Below are 18595 nucleotides of genomic sequence, written 5' to 3'. Positions count from 1 at the left end.
CAAACTTTATCCTAACTAGTATAACAGAATTTCATTTGCGGGACGCCCTGCAGAATGCATTGAGATTTTTCAGATTCTTTCCGGCTACAAGCTCGGATGATCCCCTTAAACTTTCCCAGCCCTGCTGCCGAGGAGGTGCGCCCATCGATGATTCCGCTGAAAAAACGAAAAAACCGGAGCATGGATGCTCCGGCTTACAATAGATTCGCTTCATCAAGCGACATCGGGCGATAGAAATAATATCCTTGGCCGACGCGGCAGCCCAGATTGATGAGCATTCTGCGCTGCTCATCCGTTTCGATGCCTTCTGCCACCGCCAGCATATGAAGATTCTCCGCCAGCTGGATGATGGTGCGGACAATCGCCATCGTTGCAGGCTCATGCATATTCGATATGAACGAACGATCGATTTTGATTTCGTGTACGGGCAGTTTCTGGAGATAACTCAGCGATGAATAACCAGTTCCGAAATCATCGATGGAACTCGTAAAGCCGAAAACTTTCAAGCGGTTAAAGACTTTATAAGCGGTCTCGATATCCACAAAGCCGATGCGTTCAGTGATTTCCAGCCGGATCCAGCTTGGTTCGATATCGTATTGGGCCGTAATGTCCACAAGGTATGGAATGAACGAGTGATGGAAGAAATGATCGGTCGAAATATTGACCGCCACCTGGCGCAGCTCCATGCCGAGGTCCCGCTGTTTTTGGAGCCAACAGAGCACTTTTTTCATAACAAGCTGTTCCAGCTCACGAATTTTACCGCTCTTTTCAGCCACCGGGATGAACACTTCAGGCGATATCGTTCCAAGGTCCGCGGAGAACCAGCGGGCAAGCGCTTCAAATCCAGTGATTTTGCCGCTGTCCAACTCCACTTTCGGCTGCAGATGCACATCGATTTCCTCGCGTTTGATGGCGGCTGTCAGCTCATTCGCGATCCGCAGATCCCTCATCATGAATTCATCGTGTTCGTTTTCGTAATAGCAGATCGACTCACCTGCCCTAAGCTTCGCTTTTGACAGCGCGCTGTCCGCATGGCGGATCAGCTCATCGGCATCGTGCTGGGTTTGAGTAACGATTGCGATGCCCATCTTCAGCGTCAGGAACAATTCCAGATCGTGCACTTTCACGGGCTCGGCAGCGCATTGCGCCAGTACATAGAGAATATCCGGTACTTTAGCGAGCGGCGTCAAGCAGAAAACGGCAATTGTTGAATCTGAGAAACGCGCCACCAAACTATCCATCGGCAATGGCGACAACAAGAACCGCTTGCCGATTTCCCGGATTAGCGCGTCGCCCGCCCGATGTCCATATTGGTCAACCACTTTGACGTACTCGTCAGTGGACACGAACGCCACGAAACCTTCTTTGTTTTCTGCCATCAGCGTTTGGGTTTCATTCATAAAATAATTGCGGTTCGGCAAATCCGATTCTTTGTCCAAGAATGCCAAGCGCATCATTTCCTCCTGTTGGCGGAAATACTTGATCGTCAGCGACACAATCGGTGCAAACTGTTCAATGAACTCCCGATCTGCAGCTGCCAGTGCGTTCTCTTCCTTGAAGTAGATTCCAAATGTGCCGATGGCGTCCCCGGCGGCGTCCAAAATCGGTACCGACCAGCTTGAAAACAATCCGTAGCGCTCCACTAGTTCCTGATGGCCGGACCATAACGGATCGGTCCGCATATTCTCCACTACGACTGTCTCTTTCCGGAAATAAGCAGCGCCGCAAGTCCCGACTGTAGCTTCGGCTTTAATCTCGCTGACTGCATCGTGAAATTGCTGAGGCATCGAATTGCCCGCTCCCGATTTGAATTTCCCATCTTCCCCGACTAATAAGACAGTGCATTTCGCGCCGTCCTGGAAGAACGATTCCACCACTGTGCAAGCTTTTTGCAGCAGCGCACTAAGCATATAGCCTTTTTCCAAGTCATTATAAGTTTCCTGCTGCAGCTTGATGAGCGCTTCCGCACGTTTTCTGTCCGTGACGTCCCGGTGCAACATCAGCGTGAACTTCACGTCCGTTTCATCTAGGGTAATCGGCTGGATTGTGATTTCGTTCCAGAAAGGCATACCGTCTTTGCGGTAATTGATGATTTCCTTAACGCAGGCTTTACCGGTGTCGATGCATCCGCGTATTTGCCGGCTGATTTCCATATCCGTTTTCGAACCATGCATGAATTTGCCGTTTCTCCCGACCACTTCGTGCACAGGGTACCCGCTCATCTCACAAAATGCTTCGTTAGCATAAATGATAGGATTATCTTCCGCTTCAGGATTAGTGATGATAAAACCCGTCTTGAACTCTATTCCCAGACGTTGAAGCCAGTCGATAATTATGCGCGTTTCTTTATTTCTCTTATCGTTCTGCATATGCGGGTCCTCCATGTTCATCGGATGTATTTTTAGACAAAAAAACAGCTGCCTGTAATTAAACCTTTGGCAGCTGTATTCCCTTATTTGTACAACGGAAAACTCGCTGTCAGCTTCGCTGTGCGCTCCGCTGCTTCTTTTTTAACCGCTTCGTTTTCAGGGTCTTTCAATAAAGAAGCCATGATAGAAGCGATTTCTTTCATTTCAGGTTCTTTGAATCCTCTGGAAGTCACAGCCGGCGTTCCTAAACGGATGCCCGAAGTGACAAATGGGCTTTCAGGATCAAATGGAATTGTATTTTTGTTTGTCGTAATGCCGACTTCGTCAAGTGCGTGCTCAGCCACTTTTCCTGTCAGATTCAATGACCGCAAATCGAGCAGCAGCAAATGGTTTTCTGTGCCGCCGGATACGATATCGACTCCTTCAGCCATCAGCGCTTCCGCTAATGCTTGTGCATTTTTGACCACTTGGTCGATATACGTCTTGAATTCAGGCTGCTGCGCTTCTCCGAATGCTACCGCTTTAGCAGCGATTACATGCATCAAAGGCCCGCCTTGAATGCCAGGGAAGATGGTTTTGTCGATTTTTTTCGCGAATTCTTCTTTGCAAAGAATCAAGCCGCCGCGCGGTCCACGAAGTGTCTTATGTGTAGTTGATGTGACGAAATGTGCATGCGGCACTGGGTTCGGATGTGCACCCGTAGCCACCAGGCCTGCGATATGCGCCATGTCGACCATCAAGTATGCACCTATTTCATCCGCAATTTCACGGAATTTAGCGAAATCCAATTGGCGGGAATATGCACTTGCGCCAGCTACGATCATTTTCGGCTTGTGTTCAAGCGCAACTTCACGCACAACGTCGTAATCGATTAATTGCGTGTCTTTGTTAACGCCGTATTCCACGAAATTATACTGCATTCCGCTGAAATTAACTTTGCTGCCATGTGTTAAATGGCCGCCATGGTTCAAGTTCATGCCGAGAATCGTATCGCCTTTTTCCAGAACCGCCGTGTAAACTGCCATATTGGCCTGTGATCCTGAATGAGGCTGGACGTTCGCATGTTCTGCGCCGAAAATTTCTTTCAAGCGGTCGCGTGCAATATTTTCTACAATGTCTACAAATTCACAGCCACCGTAATAACGTTTGCCCGGATAGCCTTCCGCGTATTTGTTCGTTAAAACTGAACCTTGGGCTTCCATTACTGCTGGTGACACGAAGTTTTCAGAGGCGATCAGTTCAATGTTCGCTTCCTGACGCTGCTTTTCTGCTTCCATTGCTTCATAAACTGCCGGGTCTTGCGCTTTAATCAATTCCATCTCCATCTGTAAATCCCTCCTGTAAGTGAACAAGCTGACGATTGTAGCGCGCACGCTCCCCGCCGATCAATTTCGGCCGGGTTGTAGCGGCTGAGACAATCGCTTCTCCTATTAGTTTAACAGAAGTTCGGAGTGGAACGGCTACTCTTTTTAAATGCATGCCAATCATTGTTTGTCCGATATCGATTCCAGCATGCGCCTGAATCTCTTCGACAACGACTGGATCATTCATTGCAGTGAATGCGTATGCGCTCATTGAGCCCCCAGCTTTCGGCACCGGAATAACCGTCACGGGCTCCAAACCGTATTTTTCCGCTGCCTGCCGCTCGATTGTGATTGCACGGTTAATATGCTCACAGCCTTGGAAAGCCAGAAAAATGCGATGGCGCGCGGCGAATTTCTCCAGCGGCTTGTATAAGCTTTCCGCAATATCAAGACCTCCGCCAGTGCCGATGCGCTGGCCTGCCACTTCAGATGTCGAACAGCCGATAACGAATACCTGGCCTTTCTTGAACTGGATCTGCTGCTCTAATTCACTAAGAACTTCTTCAAGCTGCAATTCCCATAAAGTCTGCATATCGCCCACCCCTTCGATTAGTTTTCGAGGTTAGAAATTTTCTCTATGCGGTTCTGGTGGCGTCCACCTTCAAATTCCTCTGCCAGCCAAGTTTTGACGATTTCACGTGCAAGGCCAGGCCCAACAACGCGTTCGCCCATAGCCAGGATATTGGAATCGTTATGCCCTCTCGTCGCTTTCGCGCTGAATACGTCATGGACTAGTGCGGCGCGGATGCCTTTGACTTTATTCGCTGCAATCGACATGCCGATTCCTGTGCCGCAAATCAGGATGCCGCGGTCGTATTCGCCGCTCGCGACTGCATCTGCAACCGGTTTAGCATAATCCGGATAATCCACCGAATCGTCTGTCTGTGGCCCGAAATCCTTGTATTCTATACCTGATTCATCCAGTAAATTCATGATGTCCTTGCGCAGCACGTTGCCGCCGTGGTCTGAAGAAATAGCTATTTTCATGAAAAACCCTCTTTTCTGTTTCTATTTGAGCGGATCGCTAAAAAAAAGCTGCTTCCACTTTTCTATTATTCTAACATTATTGCAGTAAAAAACCTACACAGCCGGCACGCAGGGCACGATTGATCCATGCCAAATTAAAAAGCCATCCGCTTTTACACAGATGGCCGGCTTTCATTATCCATTTAATTTATCCACAAGTTTATCAATCAGCACTTTTAACTCGTTGTAAGTCTGTTGATAAGTAGCCAAGGAACCGCCGTAAGGGTCACTGACATCTGCCAGACGCCCTTCGGCAAATTCCTTCAGCGTGAAAATCTTGTCGCCTGCTTCCGGATGATTTTGCACCAAATATTGCTTATGGGTAGCAGTCATGGTCAAAATCAGTGACGACCAGCGGATATCCCCTGGCAAAAGTTGCTTGGACATATGCTGAAAAGCGATTCCGTCTTCTTCGAGCACGGTGCGGGCATGGCTTGATAACGGTGCCTCGCCGGCAAAAATGCCAGCTGACCGCACTTCAACTCCAGGCAACTCTTTCGCAGCGAGCAAGGCCTGAGCCATCGGGCTGCGGCACGTGTTTCCAGTACAAACAAAGAAAATTTTCATCATCTCCACCGCCTTGTCATTGGGTTAGCAGAACCATTTGTGATCGGCCGCTTTTTCAAGCCGATTCATCATGGCGTCGCCTTTTTCAACATTCGCCGATACTGCCGCCAAGATCATGTCGGCATCCATTAAATCACATTTCCGCAAACTGGCGTAAAGCGTTTCCGCAGTCAACGGGAAATGGAAATCAGCCGTTTTAAATTCATGTTCACTTAAAATGGCCACTTTTTTACCATCTTTCTGTACATGCTGAATCGCTTTTTCAATCAACGCCGGATCATTTTCGATCAAGTAGACCGGAGCCTCCGGCGCATAATGGATATACTTCATGCCGGGCGATTTCGGTGCGTTTCCTTGGATTTCAGAAGACAGCCTCACTTTGCCGATCACGTTTTCGATCTGTTCCTGCGAAATCCGTCCCGGCCGAAGAATCACTGGCGGTTCCGAGGTCATATCAAGCACCGTCGATTCCAGCCCGATAGCTGTCGCACCTCCGTCCAGAATGAGCGGAATTTTCCCTTTCATGTCATGGTAGACGTGCTCTGCTAACGTCGGGCTCGGTTTGCCGCTCGTATTTGCACTCGGCGCTGCGAGCGGAAACGGGAGCCGTTTCAATAAATTCAGCGCCACCGGATGGTCCGGCACGCGAATGCCTACTGTAGAAAGCCCGGCAGTGACATTATCCGCAAATTGGTCTGGTTTTGCTTTGACAATCAAGGTCAATGCACCCGGCCAAAAAGCGTCCATGCATTGAAGATCCAGCGGCGAAAGCTCTTCTGCATATTGTAAAGCACTGTTTTTTGAATCGACATGGACAATCAGCGGATTGTCCGCTGGCCGCCCTTTCGCTTCAAATATTTTTGCGACAGCATCCGGATTTGTGGCATCCGCGCCTAAACCATAAACCGTTTCTGTCGGAAACGCTACAATGCCGCCATCTTTCAGTATTTCCACAGCCTGTGAGTAAGTTTCTTCCTTATTCACATTTTTATCCACAAGTATGGTTCCTGTTTGCATGTTAACAACTCCTATTTTAACAGGTTTTCTATCGTTCTATCCACAAACAGTGGATAAGTTATGTGAATCTGCCGATAAAATGTTAGTAACTACGCGTTGATGCAAAAGACCATGCGGTCATTTTTGTTGATATCTTTTTTGACGTATATTTCTGCCTGGGGATAAGCTTCTTTCAACAAGGATTTTACCGCTTCTCCCTGGGCATGGCCTATTTCAAAACCGATAATTCCGGGTTTATTCACCAAAGCAGGCAATTCACGGGCCATGCGGCTGTACAAAGCAAGGCCTTGATCATCAGCGAATAAGGCAGTATGAGGTTCAAAATCACGCACTGTGTCAGATAGTTCAGCTTTTTCATCATATCCGATATACGGCGGGTTCGATAAGACAATGTCCCATTTCCGCCCACGGATCGGCTCCGTCAGATCGCCGAGCTTAAAATCAATGTCCGCTCCATGCCTCGATGCATTGCGTTCCGCAGTAAGGAGTGCGCTTTCTGAGATATCCACAGCTGCAACTTCTGAAGCTGGCAGTTCGCATTTCATCGTGATGGCGATAATGCCGCTTCCTGTTCCGATGTCAACAATCGAAGGGTCTCCGGCCGGAAAATAGCGCTGCACCAATTGAAGTGTTTCTTCTATTAGCTCTTCCGTTTCCGGACGTGGAATCAGTACATCTTTGTTCACTTCGAATTCGCGGCCATAAAATTCCTCGACGCCCGTCAGATGCTGAACAGGTACGCCTGCTGCATGCTGTTCAATGTTGCGGCGGAAACGTTCATCCTGCTCCGGGTCCAATGGATCGCGAAGAGAAGCGAGAAGTCCAGCCTGAGACATCCCAAGTTCATGCTGAAGCAGAATGCGTGCTGCATTTTCTTCGCGGCCTTTGGCTTTTAAAAAAGAAGAAGCCCAGTTAAGGGCCTCAAATACACGTCTCACATCAGTCATTGTTCAAAGCTTCCATTTTGGCGGACTGCTCTTCCACAACCAAAGCCTCCACGATTTCATCCATTTTGCCTTGCATGATTTGGTCCAATTTCTGGATCGTCAAGCCGATGCGATGGTCTGTTACACGGTTTTGCGGATAGTTATATGTGCGGATCCGTTCAGAACGGTCGCCGGTGCCGACTGCTGATTTTCGGACAGCATCATATTCAGCTTGTGCTTCCTGCTGAAATTTATCGTAGACGCGCGCGCGAAGCACTTTCATTGCGCTTGCTTTGTTCTTGATCTGGGATTTTTCGTCCTGGCACGTTACGACTGTGTTCGTCGGAATATGCGTCAAACGCACCGCTGACATTGTCGTATTGACTGATTGTCCGCCTGCCCCTGATGAAGCATAGGTATCAACGCGGATATCGTTGTCGTGGATTTCAACTTCCACTTCTTCCACTTCCGGCAAACAAGCTACAGTTGCAGTAGATGTATGGATACGGCCGCCCGATTCAGTTTCCGGAACCCGCTGAACGCGGTGCGCCCCGTTTTCGTATTTCAATTTCGAGTAAGCGCCCTTGCCCGAAATCATGAAGACGATTTCCTTGAAACCGCCGAGCCCTGTCGGATTTGAATCCATGACTGTCACTTTCCAGCCATTCGATTCCGCATAGCGGCTGTACATGCGGTATAGGTCACCCGCAAACAACGCAGCCTCATCGCCGCCCGCAGCTCCGCGGATTTCCATGATGACGTTTTTGTCATCGTTAGGGTCTTTCGGTATCAATAAAATATGAAGGCGCTCTTCAATCACTTCCAATTGTTCTTCCAATTCGCTTACTTCTTCTTTCACCATTTCGCGCATATCGGCATCAAGCTTATCGTCGAACATAGCTTTCGCGCCTTCCAATTGCTCTTTGGTTTCTTTGTATTCACGGTACGCTTCCACCGTATCCTGCAAATCCGACTGCTCCTTGGAATACTCGCGGAGCTTGTTTGTATCGCTGACGATTTCCGGATCGCTCAGCAATTCATTTAATCGGTCGTATCGATCTTCTACAGCTTGTAATCGATCAAACATCCCGAATCACCTCTATTTCTGTTTTCATTGTGTTGTTATTTAGAGAACTTTTACCCAACGCTTCGGTCGCTCAAGCGCATGGCTTACGCAAGAAGCCAGGCACAGAACGCCTGTCTTCTCGCTTCGCCTAGCCCGTGTTCGCGCCTCTGCTTAGAGATTTGATTATTGATAGGCGTCTTTTGTTGATTAGAGGAATATGTTCTAAATTTCTCTTCTATATAAAAGAACATCAAAAGAACTTGCTGCTATTTATTAACAGTAACGCCTGCTGGCACTTCGTGGTGGTGGCGGCAGCGCGGCTCGTAGGCTTCGGATGCTCCAACTAAGATTGTCGGATCGTCTGAACCTGCCGGCCGGCCGTCGATGAGACGCTGGGTGCGGCTTGCGGGTGATCCGCATACGGTGCAGACAGCCTGCAATTTTGTTACTTGTTCAGCAATTGCCAAAAGGGTGGGCATCGGGCCGAATGGACGGCCTCTGAAATCCTGGTCAAGGCCCGCTACGATGACTCGGAATCCGTGATCCGCAAGTTTCTGGATGTTATTGATGATTTCTCCATCAAAAAACTGGGCTTCGTCGATGGCAATGACGTCAAAATCATCCGAGATGTAACTCCACATTTCTTCGGAATGCTCGATTGGCAATGCGATGACTGTTGTTCCATTATGCGATACGACCGCTTCTTCACTGTAGCGGTTGTCGATTTTCGGTTTAAATACGGCGATTTTTTGTTTTGCAAATTGTGCGCGGCGCACACGGCGGATCAATTCCTCCGATTTCCCTGAAAACATGCTTCCGCATATCAGCTCTACCCAGCCTGACTGTTTCATAACGTACATATGTGAGACCCCTTTCAAACACTTTTATCATTACTTATCATACCTAAAATTCATGCTGATTACTGCTTTTTTATCTATATATTGCCTTCGGAATTGGTTAAACTGCCGGGCTGATAGGGTTTATAAACGAAAAAATACCTGCCTCGCGTTTTCGCGCTTGGCAGGTATATTTTAATCTTACTCTTTGATTTCTTCTTTGATGCCGTATTTTTTGTTGAAACGGTCTACGCGGCCGTCTGCAGCAGCAAATTTTTGGCGTCCAGTGTAGAATGGGTGGCACTCTGAGCAAAGCTCGACGTTGATGTTCTCTTTAACAGAACCTGTAGTGAAGCTGTTGCCGCAAGAGCAAGTTACTGTTGCTTGTTTGTAATCTGGATGAATACCTGTTTTCATGTGTTTTTCTCCTCTCGCCCTGAACCATCTGGAACAGAGTTCATAATCTATTTTGCTATTGCCTTACATGGCTCTTTAGGCCATATATGCAATAGTCATGTATTGGTTCACTTTCATAATCATATCAAATAGAATACATTTTTGCAAGTAATTAAATCATCTTTTTGCTGCCGCGATGTGCTTTCATTTCGCTGTTGAGCTGTTCGAAAAACTCTTCGTTGGTTTTTGTCTTGCCAAGCTTTTTCAGGAAACGTTCGCCGAAATCGGATGAATCCGAGAACGTTTTGCGGATTGACCACAATCTTTCGAGCTGTTCCGGATCCAGCAGCAATTCCTCTTTCCGTGTCCCGGAACGGCGGATATCGAGCGCTGGGAAAATACGGCGTTCTGCAAGGCTGCGGTCCAGGTGCAGCTCCATATTGCCGGTCCCTTTAAATTCTTCGTAAATCACTTCATCCATGCGTGAACCGGTATCGATCAACGCTGTCGCCAAAATCGTCAAGCTTCCGCCTTCTTCGATATTGCGCGCTGCGCCGAAAAAGCGTTTTGGCCGGTGGAATGCTGCCGGGTCAATCCCTCCTGAAAGTGTACGCCCGCTTGGCGGAATAACCAAATTATATGCTCGGGCCAGGCGCGTGATCGAATCCATCAAGATGATGACGTCGCGTTTATGCTCAACAAGGCGCATCGCGCGTTCCAAAACCAATTCTGCCACTTTGACGTGGTTTTCCGGCACTTCATCAAACGTCGACGAAACGACGTCGGCATCTACGGAACGTTCGATGTCGGTGACTTCCTCCGGGCGTTCGTCGATCAGCAAGACAATCAATTCCGCTTCAGGATGATTGGTCGTGATCGAATTCGCGATTTCCTTCAGCAGCATTGTCTTGCCGGCTTTCGGCGGGGCGACGATCAATCCGCGCTGGCCGAATCCGACAGGCGCCACAAGATCCATGATGCGCGTCGATAAATGGTCAGGCGTCGTTTCAAGCTTGATTTGGCGGTCTGGATAAAGCGGGGTCAAGCCAGGGAAATGGACGCGTTCTTTTGCGACTTCCGGGTCTTCCCCATTGACCGCTTCAACTTGCAGCAAGCCGAAATAGCGTTCGTTCTCTTTCGGCGGACGCACTTTTCCGGATACTTTATCACCGTTCCGCAAATCGAACCTGCGGATTTGGGACGCTGAGATGTAAATGTCCTGCGAGCTTGGTGAATAGTTGATTGGGCGAAGGAAGCCGAAACCTTCCGACTGGATGATTTCAAGGACGCCTTCCATAAAGAAGAAGCCTTCTTGTTCTGCGCGCGTTTTCAGGATTGCAAAAATCAATTCTTTTTTCGTCAGTTTGCTGTAATTGGTCAGCTTGTATTCTTTCGCCAAATTATAAAGCTCTTTCAGCGTCATGTTTTCCAATGCGGAAATTGTAATCGTTGTCATTAATGGACACCACTCTTATTTATTTTTTAGGAAGCTGTTTTGGGGATTGTTCGTTGAAAGTAAGGAAAGATTTTTAAAGAAGGAGCCCGGCAATATGCCGGACTCATTTTGAAGTATGGATTTAATCGTTCATTACCAGATTCGGTTTCTTCTTCAAGCTATGGCGGCCCTCAACAAAACGGACTGTGCCTGATTTCGCACGCATAACGAGCGTATGACTTTCTGCAAAAGCGCCTTTCAACTGGACGCCGCGCAGCAATTCGCCGTCGGTTACGCCAGTCGCAGCAAAAATCGCGTCGTCGCCTTTGACAAGGTCTTCCATCATATAGACTTTATTGACATCGATTCCCATATCGATGCAGCGCTGTGCTTCTTCTTCATTTTGTGGAAGAAGCTTCCCCTGGATTTCACCGCCTAGGCATTTTAAGCCTACTGCGGCAATGACGCCTTCAGGAGCACCACCGATGCCGAAAAGAATGTCGACGCCGGTTTTATCGAAAGCCGTATTGAGCGCCCCAGCCACATCGCCATCCGTAATCAACTTGATGCGTGCGCCTGCGGCACGGATTTGGTCAATGATGTCTTTGTGGCGTGGACGGTCGATGATTGTTGCCACTACGTCTTCAATGTCTTTGTTTTTCGCTTTCGCGACAGCACGCAGATTATCAATGACCGGTGCGTTGATGTCGATTTTACCGACAGATTCAGGTCCGACTGCAATTTTGTCCATATACATATCCGGAGCGTTCAGCAAATTCCCGCGGTCAGCGATGGCTAAGACCGCCAATGCGTTCCAGCCGCCTGCAGCTACGATATTCGTACCTTCAAGAGGATCTACCGCAACGTCGACTTCGGGGCCTTGGCCCGTCCCGAGTTCTTCGCCGATATACAACATCGGCGCTTCGTCCATTTCGCCTTCGCCGATCACGACGACTCCACGCATCGGAATCGTATCGAATACGCTCCGCATCGCCGTTGTCGCCGCATCATCCGCTTCGTTCTTCAAGCCGCGGCCCATCCATTTCGCTGAAGCAATTGCAGCAGCTTCTGTAATCCGCACCAGTTCCATTGATAAACTTCGTTCCATAATATATGTTCCTCCTGTTTAGCTATAACTCAATCCTTTTAAGTGTAGCATAAATCGGCAAGCTAAAAAGAAGTCAATTGGCGTTCTGGCTAAGGTCGGACTTTGCACTCGCGACCGGGTCAATCGTTTCTCTGCGGATGTCTGCCCCAAGGCCCTGCAGCTTATCGATGATCTTCGAATAGCCTCGTTCAATGTGGTAGATTTCGCGGATTTCCGTTTCGCCTTCTGCCATCAAACCAGCAATGACAAGTGCAGCGCCTGCGCGTAAATCAGATGCTACAACACTTGCAGCGGTCAATGGCGTCGGTCCGGTGATAATCGCAGCACGCCCTTCGACACGCCCACTTGCATTCATGCGGCGGAATTCGTCAATGTGTTTAAAACGGGCCGAGTAAATCGTATCCGTAATCATCGAAGAACCTGTCGCTTGCGTCATCAATGCCGAGAATGGCTGTTGCAAGTCTGTTGCGAAACCTGGATAAACCAGTGTCTTAACATCAATCGCCGTTAATTGCTCCGGTTTCGGGATATAAATCGATTCTTCGCCTTCCTGGACATCAACGCCCATTTCGCGGAGTTTCGCAGTCAACGCTTCCATATGGAAAGGAATGACATTGTCGATGGTAATGCCGTCGCCAATGGCAGCCGCCATGATCATGAATGTTCCTGCTTCGATGCGGTCAGGAATGATCGTATGGTTTGTGCCGTGAAGCTCTTCAACGCCGTCGATGCGGATCACGTTTGTTCCTGCACCTTTGATTTTCGCGCCCATATTCGTCAACAATGTAGCCACATCAATGATTTCCGGCTCTTTTGCCGCATTTTCAATGACCGTCTGCCCTTTTGCCAGAACGGCTGCAAGCATAATGTTGATCGTCGCCCCTACACTGACAACGTCCAAATAGATTTTCGCGCCTTTCAGTTCGTCTGCGCGCAAGTAGATGGCGCCATGTTCGTTCGTCACTTTTGCACCCAGCGCCTCAAAGCCTTTGATGTGCTGGTCGATTGGCCGAGGGCCTAAGAAACATCCGCCGGGAAGCCCGATTGCCGCATGTTTAAAACGGCCAAGCATTGCGCCCATCATATAATAAGAAGCACGCAGTTTTTTGACGTTGCCGTTCGGCAATGGCATATCGATCATATTCGTCGGATCGATGTTCATGATGCCGTCTTCGAAAGACACTTCCCCGCCGATTTCTTCAAGAATATTTTTTAATGTCCACACGTCTGAAATCTCCGGCAAGCCTTCAATTTGCACCGGTGAATTCGCTAAAATTGATGCGGGAATCAATGCTACCGCACTGTTCTTTGCCCCGTTCACTTTGATCGTGCCTGTTAAGCGTTTGCCGCCTTTTATTTTATAAACATCCATTAATTAATTTCTCCTTTGCCATACTTCAGGAAGGCAGGCAACTAAGTGCAGCCTGCCCCTAAAAGTACGATTGGTTCTTCTAACATTCACCGGCTTAGAAATATTCGCTGAACGCAGATTCGCAATGCGCTGTTATTCAGCTGTACGCTTTTCCCAATCTGCAAGGAATGCTTCGATTCCTTTGTCCGTCAATGGGTGCTTGAACATTTGTTTCATGACATTGATCGGCATAGTTCCGATGTGTGCACCGTTCAATGCTGCTTCCGTTACGTGCTGCGGGTGGCGGATCGATGCTGCAATGATTTCAGTTTTGATGTCGTGGATTGCAAAAATATCAGAGATTGTCGCGATTAAATCCATGCCGTTGTGGCCGATATCATCAAGGCGCCCAAGGAATGGCGATACGTAAGCCGCTCCTGCACGTGCTGCAAGAAGTGCTTGGTTCGCACTGAAGATTAACGTTACGTTAACCTTCTTGCCTTCGCTTGCCAAAACTGCACAAGCTTTCAAGCCGTCCGGCGTCATCGGCAATTTAACCGTGATGTTCGGAGCAAGAGCCGCCAATTCGCGCCCTTCTTCGATCATGCCTTCTGCATCAAGCGCGATTACTTCGCCGCTGATTGAACCATCGACCAATGCCGCGATTTCTTTCAAGCGGTCGTGGAAAGAGACGTTCTTTTCTTTCGCCACTAGCGAAGGGTTTGTTGTAACGCCTGAAAGAATGCCCCATGCGTGTGCTTCTTTGATTTCTTCAAAGTTTGCGGTATCAATAAAAAATTTCATGAATTATCCTCCTGGTTTATGGAAAAGAGAGAAGAGACCTATCGGACGCTTCCCTCTTTCATCCATCATGTATGATTTTATGCTTTGCCTGAACTTCCGAATTCGCGCATTTTGCCTGATACTGTCGCTTGGATTGCGTCGCGTGCAGGTGTCAGGTATTTGCGTGGATCGTACATTTCCGCATCTTTCGCCAATGCTTCGCGCACAGCTTTAGCAGAAGCGATTTGGCTTTCTGTGTTGACGTTGATCTTCGCTGTGCCTAGTGAAACGGCGCGTTGAATATCTTTAGTCGGAATTCCAGTTCCTCCGTGAAGAACCAATGGAACGTCACATAGCTGAGAAATTTCTTCCATCTCTTTGAAGCCAAGATTCGGTTCGCCTTTATAAGGTCCGTGTACAGAACCAAGTGCAGGCGCTAAGCAGTCAATCCCAGTCGCATCAACAAGTGTTTTGCATTCCTGCGGATCTGCGTAGATGACGCCGTCAGCGATGACATCGTCTTCCTGGCCGCCGACAATTCCAAGTTCAGCTTCAACCGAAACATTGTTCTTGTGCGCGTATTCAACCACTTGCTTCGTGATTTCGATGTTCTCGTCAAATGAATGATGCGATGCGTCGATCATCACCGAAGTGAAGCCAGCGTCAATCGCTTCTTTGCATTTTTCGAAGCTTGATCCGTGGTCAAGATGGATCGCGACAGGAACCGTGATTTTATAATCGTGCATCAAGCCTTTCACCATATGGACGACCGTCGTGAATCCGCCCATGTAGCGAGCTGCGCCTTCAGAGACACCTAAGATTACCGGTGAATTCTCTTCTTGTGCCGCTTTTAAGATTGCTTGAGTGAACTCAAGGTTGTTTAAGTTAAATTGGCCGATTGCATAGCCTTCTTTTTTCCCTTTAATCATCATGTCTTTCATTGAAACCAATGCCATTGCAAATTTCCTCCTCAGCTGTGACTCTATCCGAATATCCTTTATACTATAACAAAAACCGCTTGCTTTCGCCACTTTCGTATATATCAGTCTGTTAACATTTCCTTTACAGCGTCGCGGATTTCGAAGACATCGAACGGTTTCGTGTAATAACAGCACGCCCCGCTGACCATCGATTCCTTGATGACATCGAGCTCGCCATAGGCCGTCATCATGATCACTTTGATGTCCTGCCGCATTCTTTTCAAGTTCTTCAAGATTTCTATGCCGTCCATGCCGGGAATTTTCATATCCAGCAGCACAATATCCGGGGAGTTTTCCTCCGCCTGCTTCAAAGCCTGCGCTCCATTAGCAGCCATCAAGGTCTGAAACCCTTCTTTTTTGAATACTTCGTTCAATAAAAGCCGGATACCCGTCTGGTCATCAACAATCAGTATCGTTTTCAAGAGGCCTCATTCCCTTCTGTACTTACTTTCCATTTTACTAAATTCAGGGAATTATTTCTACCTCCCTTCTCTTTCCCACTGCAAATAAACAATGAACCCATCTGAAGCGTTCTGCCTAAAGCAAAAGCCTTCCCGAAAATAGGAAGGCTTTTGCTATGCTGTCTTTTATTCGCCGAGTGACGCGCGGATGAACTCTCTGAATAGAGGCTGCGGGCGTGTCGGGCGTGAGATGAATTCCGGGTGGAACTGGCAAGCCAGGAACCAAGGGTGATCTTCAAGCTCAATGATTTCCACAAGACGGCCATCCGGGCTAGTGCCCGAGAACTTAAAGCCGGCTGCTTCGAATTGCTCGCGGTACTCGTTGTTGAACTCGTAGCGGTGGCGGTGGCGTTCATACACCAATTCTTCGCCGTACGCTTCGTGCGCTTTCGAGCCCGGCTGTAATTTAGCTGGGTACAAGCCGAGGCGCAATGTGCCGCCCAAGTCTTCGATGTCTTTTTGTTCTGGCAATAAGTCGATGACCGGATAAGGTGTTTTCGGATCAAGCTCCGAAGAATGAGCGCCGTCCATGCCCATGATGCTGCGTGCGAATTCAACAGAAGCCAGTTGCATGCCCAGGCAAATTCCGAAGAATGGCACTTTGTTTTCACGTGCGTATTGCGTTGCTGCAATTTTGCCTTCGACGCCACGGTCGCCGAATCCGCCAGGGATCAAGATGCCGTCGACGTGCTGCAATTTCTCAGTAGCGTTTTCTGCGTTGATGTGTTCTGCATTGATCCATTCAACTTCAATTTCAGAATCGAATGCGAAACCGGCATGCTTCATCGCTTCCACTACAGAAATGTACGCGTCTTGAAGCTCTACATATTTCCCGACCAAAGCGATGCGGACCGTTTTAGACAATGATTTCACTTTATCGACCAATTGGTTCCACTCCGTCATGTCCGCTACAGGCGCTTCGATGCCGAAATGGTCAAGGACGATCTGGTCCATGTTCTGCTCCTGCAAACGAAGCGGCATTTCGTAGATCACATCGACGTCACGGGATTCAATGACTTCTTCCGCTTTAATATCGCAGAATAACGCGATTTTGTCTTTCATGTCCTGCGGCACTGGATGTTCCGTGCGCACGACAATCAAGTTCGGCTGGATGCCCAGGCTGCGCAGCTCTTTAACGCTATGCTGAGTCGGTTTTGTTTTCATTTCTTTGGCAGCACCAAGGTATGGAATCAATGTACAGTGGATGTACATGACTTCATCGCGGCCTAGATCCGATTTCATTTGGCGGATCGCTTCCAGGAATGGCAGCGATTCGATGTCGCCTACTGTTCCGCCGATTTCAGTGATGACGACATCCGCTTGAGCCGTTTTAGCAGCGCGCACCAAGCGGTCTTTGATTTCGTTCGTAATGTGCGGAATGACTTGGACGGTACCGCCCAGGTAATCGCCGCGGCGTTCTTTCTGGATGACTGTCGAATAGACTTTCCCCGTCGTCACATTCGAGTATTTGTTAAGGTTGATGTCGATGAAACGCTCGTAATGCCCCAAATCCAAGTCCGTTTCCGCGCCGTCGTCTGTTACATAAACTTCTCCGTGCTGATACGGGCTCATTGTACCCGGGTCAATGTTGATGTACGGATCGAATTTCTGGATCGTCACTTTCAAACCTCTGTTTTTCAGCAAGCGGCCAAGTGAAGCAGCGGTAATCCCTTTACCAAGCGACGATACTACACCGCCTGTTACAAAAATATACTTTGTCATTCTGTTTCCTCCTCCAATTATAAAAAAATAAAAAGCGCTCCGCCTGCAAGGTGCGAGGGGACGCGTAGACTGTACGAATCATTTCTCCTCTTTTAAGGAGCCCAATAAAATCTTATCCAGTCCAGCCTCTAAAGTCAAGGTAAAAAAATGTTCAGACTACTTCAAATCCTCGTCGTCTTCATCATCTTCGTCTTCTTCTTCGTCGATGATATTGCCATCCAAGTCTTCGACAAGAACGTCCACATCTTCTTCATCATCGTCGTCGACATCAAAATCAATAACTTCCACTTCAGGTGATTTCAATAAATCATCTTCCGGTACCGTATCGATATCGTCGTCGTCATCGTCGTCCTCTTCATCGAAGTCGTCGAATTCCAATTCGTCTTCAAGCTCAAGGTCCATGTCATCAAAGTCATCGTCGCCTGCAACTTTCGCCTTTTTCTTGCGGGCTTTTACAGTCGGCGCAGATTCTTCTTCGATTTGTTCAACCGGGTACCACTCACGCAAGCCCCAACGGTTTTCGCCAAGGATCAGGAAGCGGCCGTCAATGTTCATGTCCGTATAGAACTGTACAAGGCGGGCTTTCATGTCCTCTTTCGACAAACCAAGCAAGTTCTCGATTTCTGTAACAAGCTCAGCGTATGTTTTTGTTTCGTGCGTTTCTTCGAGCATTGCATATGTTAAGTCAACAAATGACTCTTCGATTAGTTCGTCTCTGGATAATTCACGTAATTTCAATCTGTGCACGTCCCTTCTACTATCTTAACTTAATTCATTATATACAAAGTCGGTGCGCTCCGCTACCGTGTTTTCTTTTTTCTGCCCTTTAGCTGCATCCAGCCGAAAAAAAACAAGTAAAACGACAAGATCAGAAACGGAATCGATCCAAGCGCTTTATTGTAAAGGAAGAATATGAGCACGATGCAAAGGACTATTATGCTGTAATGTACGTATTTCGGCATGGGCTTCCATCCTTCTGTGGCCAACATTGAATTTTCTTTCATTATACCGAAGTTCGCTGAGCAATGCGACACGCATCTCGCTGGTGAGGAGAATTCTGGTTGAACGCTCGTAAATTCTTCTGAACGCTCGTAAATCTCCGCGAACGCTCGTAAATTCTTCTGAACGCTCGTAAATCTCCGCGAACGCTCGTAAATTCTTCTGAACGCTCGTAAATCTCCGCCGAAC

Annotated in this window: 19 protein-coding genes; all 19 read right to left on the bottom strand. The window is 48.2% G+C overall.

The annotated features are described in order from the left end of the window. Window positions 1-194: 194 nt before the first annotated feature. A complete protein-coding gene (locus EGV91_RS00355) occupies window positions 195-2369 on the bottom strand; it encodes a putative bifunctional diguanylate cyclase/phosphodiesterase (protein WP_135500185.1) in 2175 nt (724 codons plus the stop codon). A gap of 83 nt (window positions 2370-2452) precedes the next feature. Continuing rightward, on the bottom strand, window positions 2453-3694 hold the full coding sequence (gene glyA / locus EGV91_RS00350) for a serine hydroxymethyltransferase (RefSeq protein WP_421958233.1): 1242 nt from the start codon (window positions 3692-3694) through the stop codon (window positions 2453-2455). Further along, complete coding sequence (locus tag EGV91_RS00345; RefSeq protein WP_135500184.1) at window positions 3675-4265, bottom strand: TIGR01440 family protein; 591 nt, start codon at window positions 4263-4265, stop codon at window positions 3675-3677. Before EGV91_RS00345 ends, glyA begins: the two co-directional genes overlap by 20 nt. 17 nt (window positions 4266-4282) lie before the next feature. Then, on the bottom strand, window positions 4283-4720 hold the full coding sequence (gene rpiB, locus EGV91_RS00340; protein WP_135500183.1) for a ribose 5-phosphate isomerase B: 438 nt from the start codon (window positions 4718-4720) through the stop codon (window positions 4283-4285). Window positions 4721-4894: 174 nt separating this feature from the next. After that, window positions 4895-5329 (bottom strand): low molecular weight protein arginine phosphatase, encoded by a 435-nt coding sequence (locus EGV91_RS00335; RefSeq protein ID WP_338325005.1) that lies wholly within the window; start codon window positions 5327-5329, stop codon window positions 4895-4897. Between the two features lie 21 nt (window positions 5330-5350). Beyond that, window positions 5351-6343, bottom strand: coding sequence for an L-threonylcarbamoyladenylate synthase (locus tag EGV91_RS00330; protein WP_135500182.1), 993 nt, complete (start codon window positions 6341-6343; stop codon window positions 5351-5353). Between the two features lie 89 nt (window positions 6344-6432). Further along, complete coding sequence (prmC, locus tag EGV91_RS00325) at window positions 6433-7290, bottom strand: peptide chain release factor N(5)-glutamine methyltransferase (protein WP_135500181.1); 858 nt, start codon at window positions 7288-7290, stop codon at window positions 6433-6435. After that, entirely contained in the window at window positions 7283-8356 is a 1074-nt protein-coding gene (gene prfA / locus EGV91_RS00320; RefSeq protein ID WP_135500180.1) for a peptide chain release factor 1, read from the bottom strand. The genes prmC and prfA overlap by 8 nt, the downstream gene beginning before the upstream one ends. Window positions 8357-8601: 245 nt before the next feature. Then, the gene (locus EGV91_RS00315; RefSeq protein ID WP_135500179.1) at window positions 8602-9195 is read right to left on the bottom strand and encodes a thymidine kinase; all 594 of its coding nucleotides are present in this window, start codon (window positions 9193-9195) and stop codon (window positions 8602-8604) included. A 177-nt stretch (window positions 9196-9372) separates the two neighbouring features. Beyond that, the gene (gene rpmE, locus EGV91_RS00310) at window positions 9373-9588 is read right to left on the bottom strand and encodes a 50S ribosomal protein L31 (protein WP_135500178.1); all 216 of its coding nucleotides are present in this window, start codon (window positions 9586-9588) and stop codon (window positions 9373-9375) included. Window positions 9589-9739: 151 nt separating this feature from the next. After that, window positions 9740-11023, bottom strand: a complete 1284-nt coding sequence (gene rho / locus EGV91_RS00305) for a transcription termination factor Rho (protein ID WP_135500177.1) — start codon at window positions 11021-11023, stop codon at window positions 9740-9742. Between the two features lie 121 nt (window positions 11024-11144). Beyond that, entirely contained in the window at window positions 11145-12110 is a 966-nt protein-coding gene (glpX, locus tag EGV91_RS00300; protein WP_135500176.1) for a class II fructose-bisphosphatase, read from the bottom strand. Between the two features lie 73 nt (window positions 12111-12183). Further along, entirely contained in the window at window positions 12184-13482 is a 1299-nt protein-coding gene (locus EGV91_RS00295; RefSeq protein WP_135500175.1) for a UDP-N-acetylglucosamine 1-carboxyvinyltransferase, read from the bottom strand. A gap of 132 nt (window positions 13483-13614) precedes the next feature. Further along, window positions 13615-14265: a fructose-6-phosphate aldolase gene (gene fsa, locus EGV91_RS00290; protein WP_135500174.1), complete on the bottom strand. Its 651-nt coding sequence runs from the start codon at window positions 14263-14265 to the stop codon at window positions 13615-13617. Between the two features lie 77 nt (window positions 14266-14342). Then, window positions 14343-15200: a class II fructose-bisphosphate aldolase gene (locus tag EGV91_RS00285; protein ID WP_135500173.1), complete on the bottom strand. Its 858-nt coding sequence runs from the start codon at window positions 15198-15200 to the stop codon at window positions 14343-14345. 86 nt (window positions 15201-15286) lie between these two features. Further along, window positions 15287-15646 (bottom strand): response regulator, encoded by a 360-nt coding sequence (locus EGV91_RS00280; RefSeq protein ID WP_135500172.1) that lies wholly within the window; start codon window positions 15644-15646, stop codon window positions 15287-15289. A 165-nt stretch (window positions 15647-15811) separates the two neighbouring features. Beyond that, window positions 15812-17407 (bottom strand): CTP synthase, encoded by a 1596-nt coding sequence (locus tag EGV91_RS00275; RefSeq protein ID WP_135500171.1) that lies wholly within the window; start codon window positions 17405-17407, stop codon window positions 15812-15814. Between the two features lie 156 nt (window positions 17408-17563). Continuing rightward, entirely contained in the window at window positions 17564-18145 is a 582-nt protein-coding gene (gene rpoE / locus EGV91_RS00270; RefSeq protein WP_135500170.1) for a DNA-directed RNA polymerase subunit delta, read from the bottom strand. Between the two features lie 62 nt (window positions 18146-18207). Continuing rightward, window positions 18208-18369 (bottom strand): hypothetical protein, encoded by a 162-nt coding sequence (locus EGV91_RS17185; protein ID WP_175580249.1) that lies wholly within the window; start codon window positions 18367-18369, stop codon window positions 18208-18210. Between the last annotated feature and the right edge of the window lie 226 nt (window positions 18370-18595).

Source organism: Planococcus koreensis (assembly GCF_004761975.1).
Classification (GTDB): Bacteria; Bacillota; Bacilli; order Bacillales_A; family Planococcaceae; genus Planococcus; species Planococcus koreensis.
The sequence above is the reverse complement of the archived record's forward strand: the minus strand, read 5'-3'. Positions and strand labels throughout refer to the sequence as shown.

Excerpts from the sequence above, each read along its gene's own strand:
- glpX (WP_135500176.1), bottom strand. The coding sequence starts at position 12,110 with ATGGAACGAAGTTTATCAATGGAACTGGTGCGGATTACAGAAGCTGCT.
- EGV91_RS17185 (WP_175580249.1), bottom strand. The coding sequence starts at position 18,369 with ATGCCGAAATACGTACATTACAGCATAATAGTCCTTTGCATCGTGCTC.
- EGV91_RS00355 (WP_135500185.1), bottom strand. The coding sequence starts at position 2,369 with ATGCAGAACGATAAGAGAAATAAAGAAACGCGCATAATTATCGACTGG.
- EGV91_RS00330 (WP_135500182.1), bottom strand. The coding sequence starts at position 6,343 with ATGCAAACAGGAACCATACTTGTGGATAAAAATGTGAATAAGGAAGAA.
- glyA (WP_421958233.1), bottom strand. The coding sequence starts at position 3,694 with ATGGAGATGGAATTGATTAAAGCGCAAGACCCGGCAGTTTATGAAGCA.
- EGV91_RS00275 (WP_135500171.1), bottom strand. The coding sequence starts at position 17,407 with ATGACAAAGTATATTTTTGTAACAGGCGGTGTAGTATCGTCGCTTGGT.
- EGV91_RS00335 (WP_338325005.1), bottom strand. The coding sequence starts at position 5,329 with ATGATGAAAATTTTCTTTGTTTGTACTGGAAACACGTGCCGCAGCCCG.
- EGV91_RS00315 (WP_135500179.1), bottom strand. The coding sequence starts at position 9,195 with ATGTACGTTATGAAACAGTCAGGCTGGGTAGAGCTGATATGCGGAAGC.
- rpmE (WP_135500178.1), bottom strand. The coding sequence starts at position 9,588 with ATGAAAACAGGTATTCATCCAGATTACAAACAAGCAACAGTAACTTGC.
- prfA (WP_135500180.1), bottom strand. The coding sequence starts at position 8,356 with ATGTTTGATCGATTACAAGCTGTAGAAGATCGATACGACCGATTAAAT.
- EGV91_RS00285 (WP_135500173.1), bottom strand. The coding sequence starts at position 15,200 with ATGGCATTGGTTTCAATGAAAGACATGATGATTAAAGGGAAAAAAGAA.
- fsa (WP_135500174.1), bottom strand. The coding sequence starts at position 14,265 with ATGAAATTTTTTATTGATACCGCAAACTTTGAAGAAATCAAAGAAGCA.
- EGV91_RS00345 (WP_135500184.1), bottom strand. The coding sequence starts at position 4,265 with ATGCAGACTTTATGGGAATTGCAGCTTGAAGAAGTTCTTAGTGAATTA.
- rho (WP_135500177.1), bottom strand. The coding sequence starts at position 11,023 with ATGACAACGATTACAATTTCCGCATTGGAAAACATGACGCTGAAAGAG.
- rpiB (WP_135500183.1), bottom strand. The coding sequence starts at position 4,720 with ATGAAAATAGCTATTTCTTCAGACCACGGCGGCAACGTGCTGCGCAAG.
- EGV91_RS00295 (WP_135500175.1), bottom strand. The coding sequence starts at position 13,482 with ATGGATGTTTATAAAATAAAAGGCGGCAAACGCTTAACAGGCACGATC.
- prmC (WP_135500181.1), bottom strand. The coding sequence starts at position 7,290 with ATGACTGATGTGAGACGTGTATTTGAGGCCCTTAACTGGGCTTCTTCT.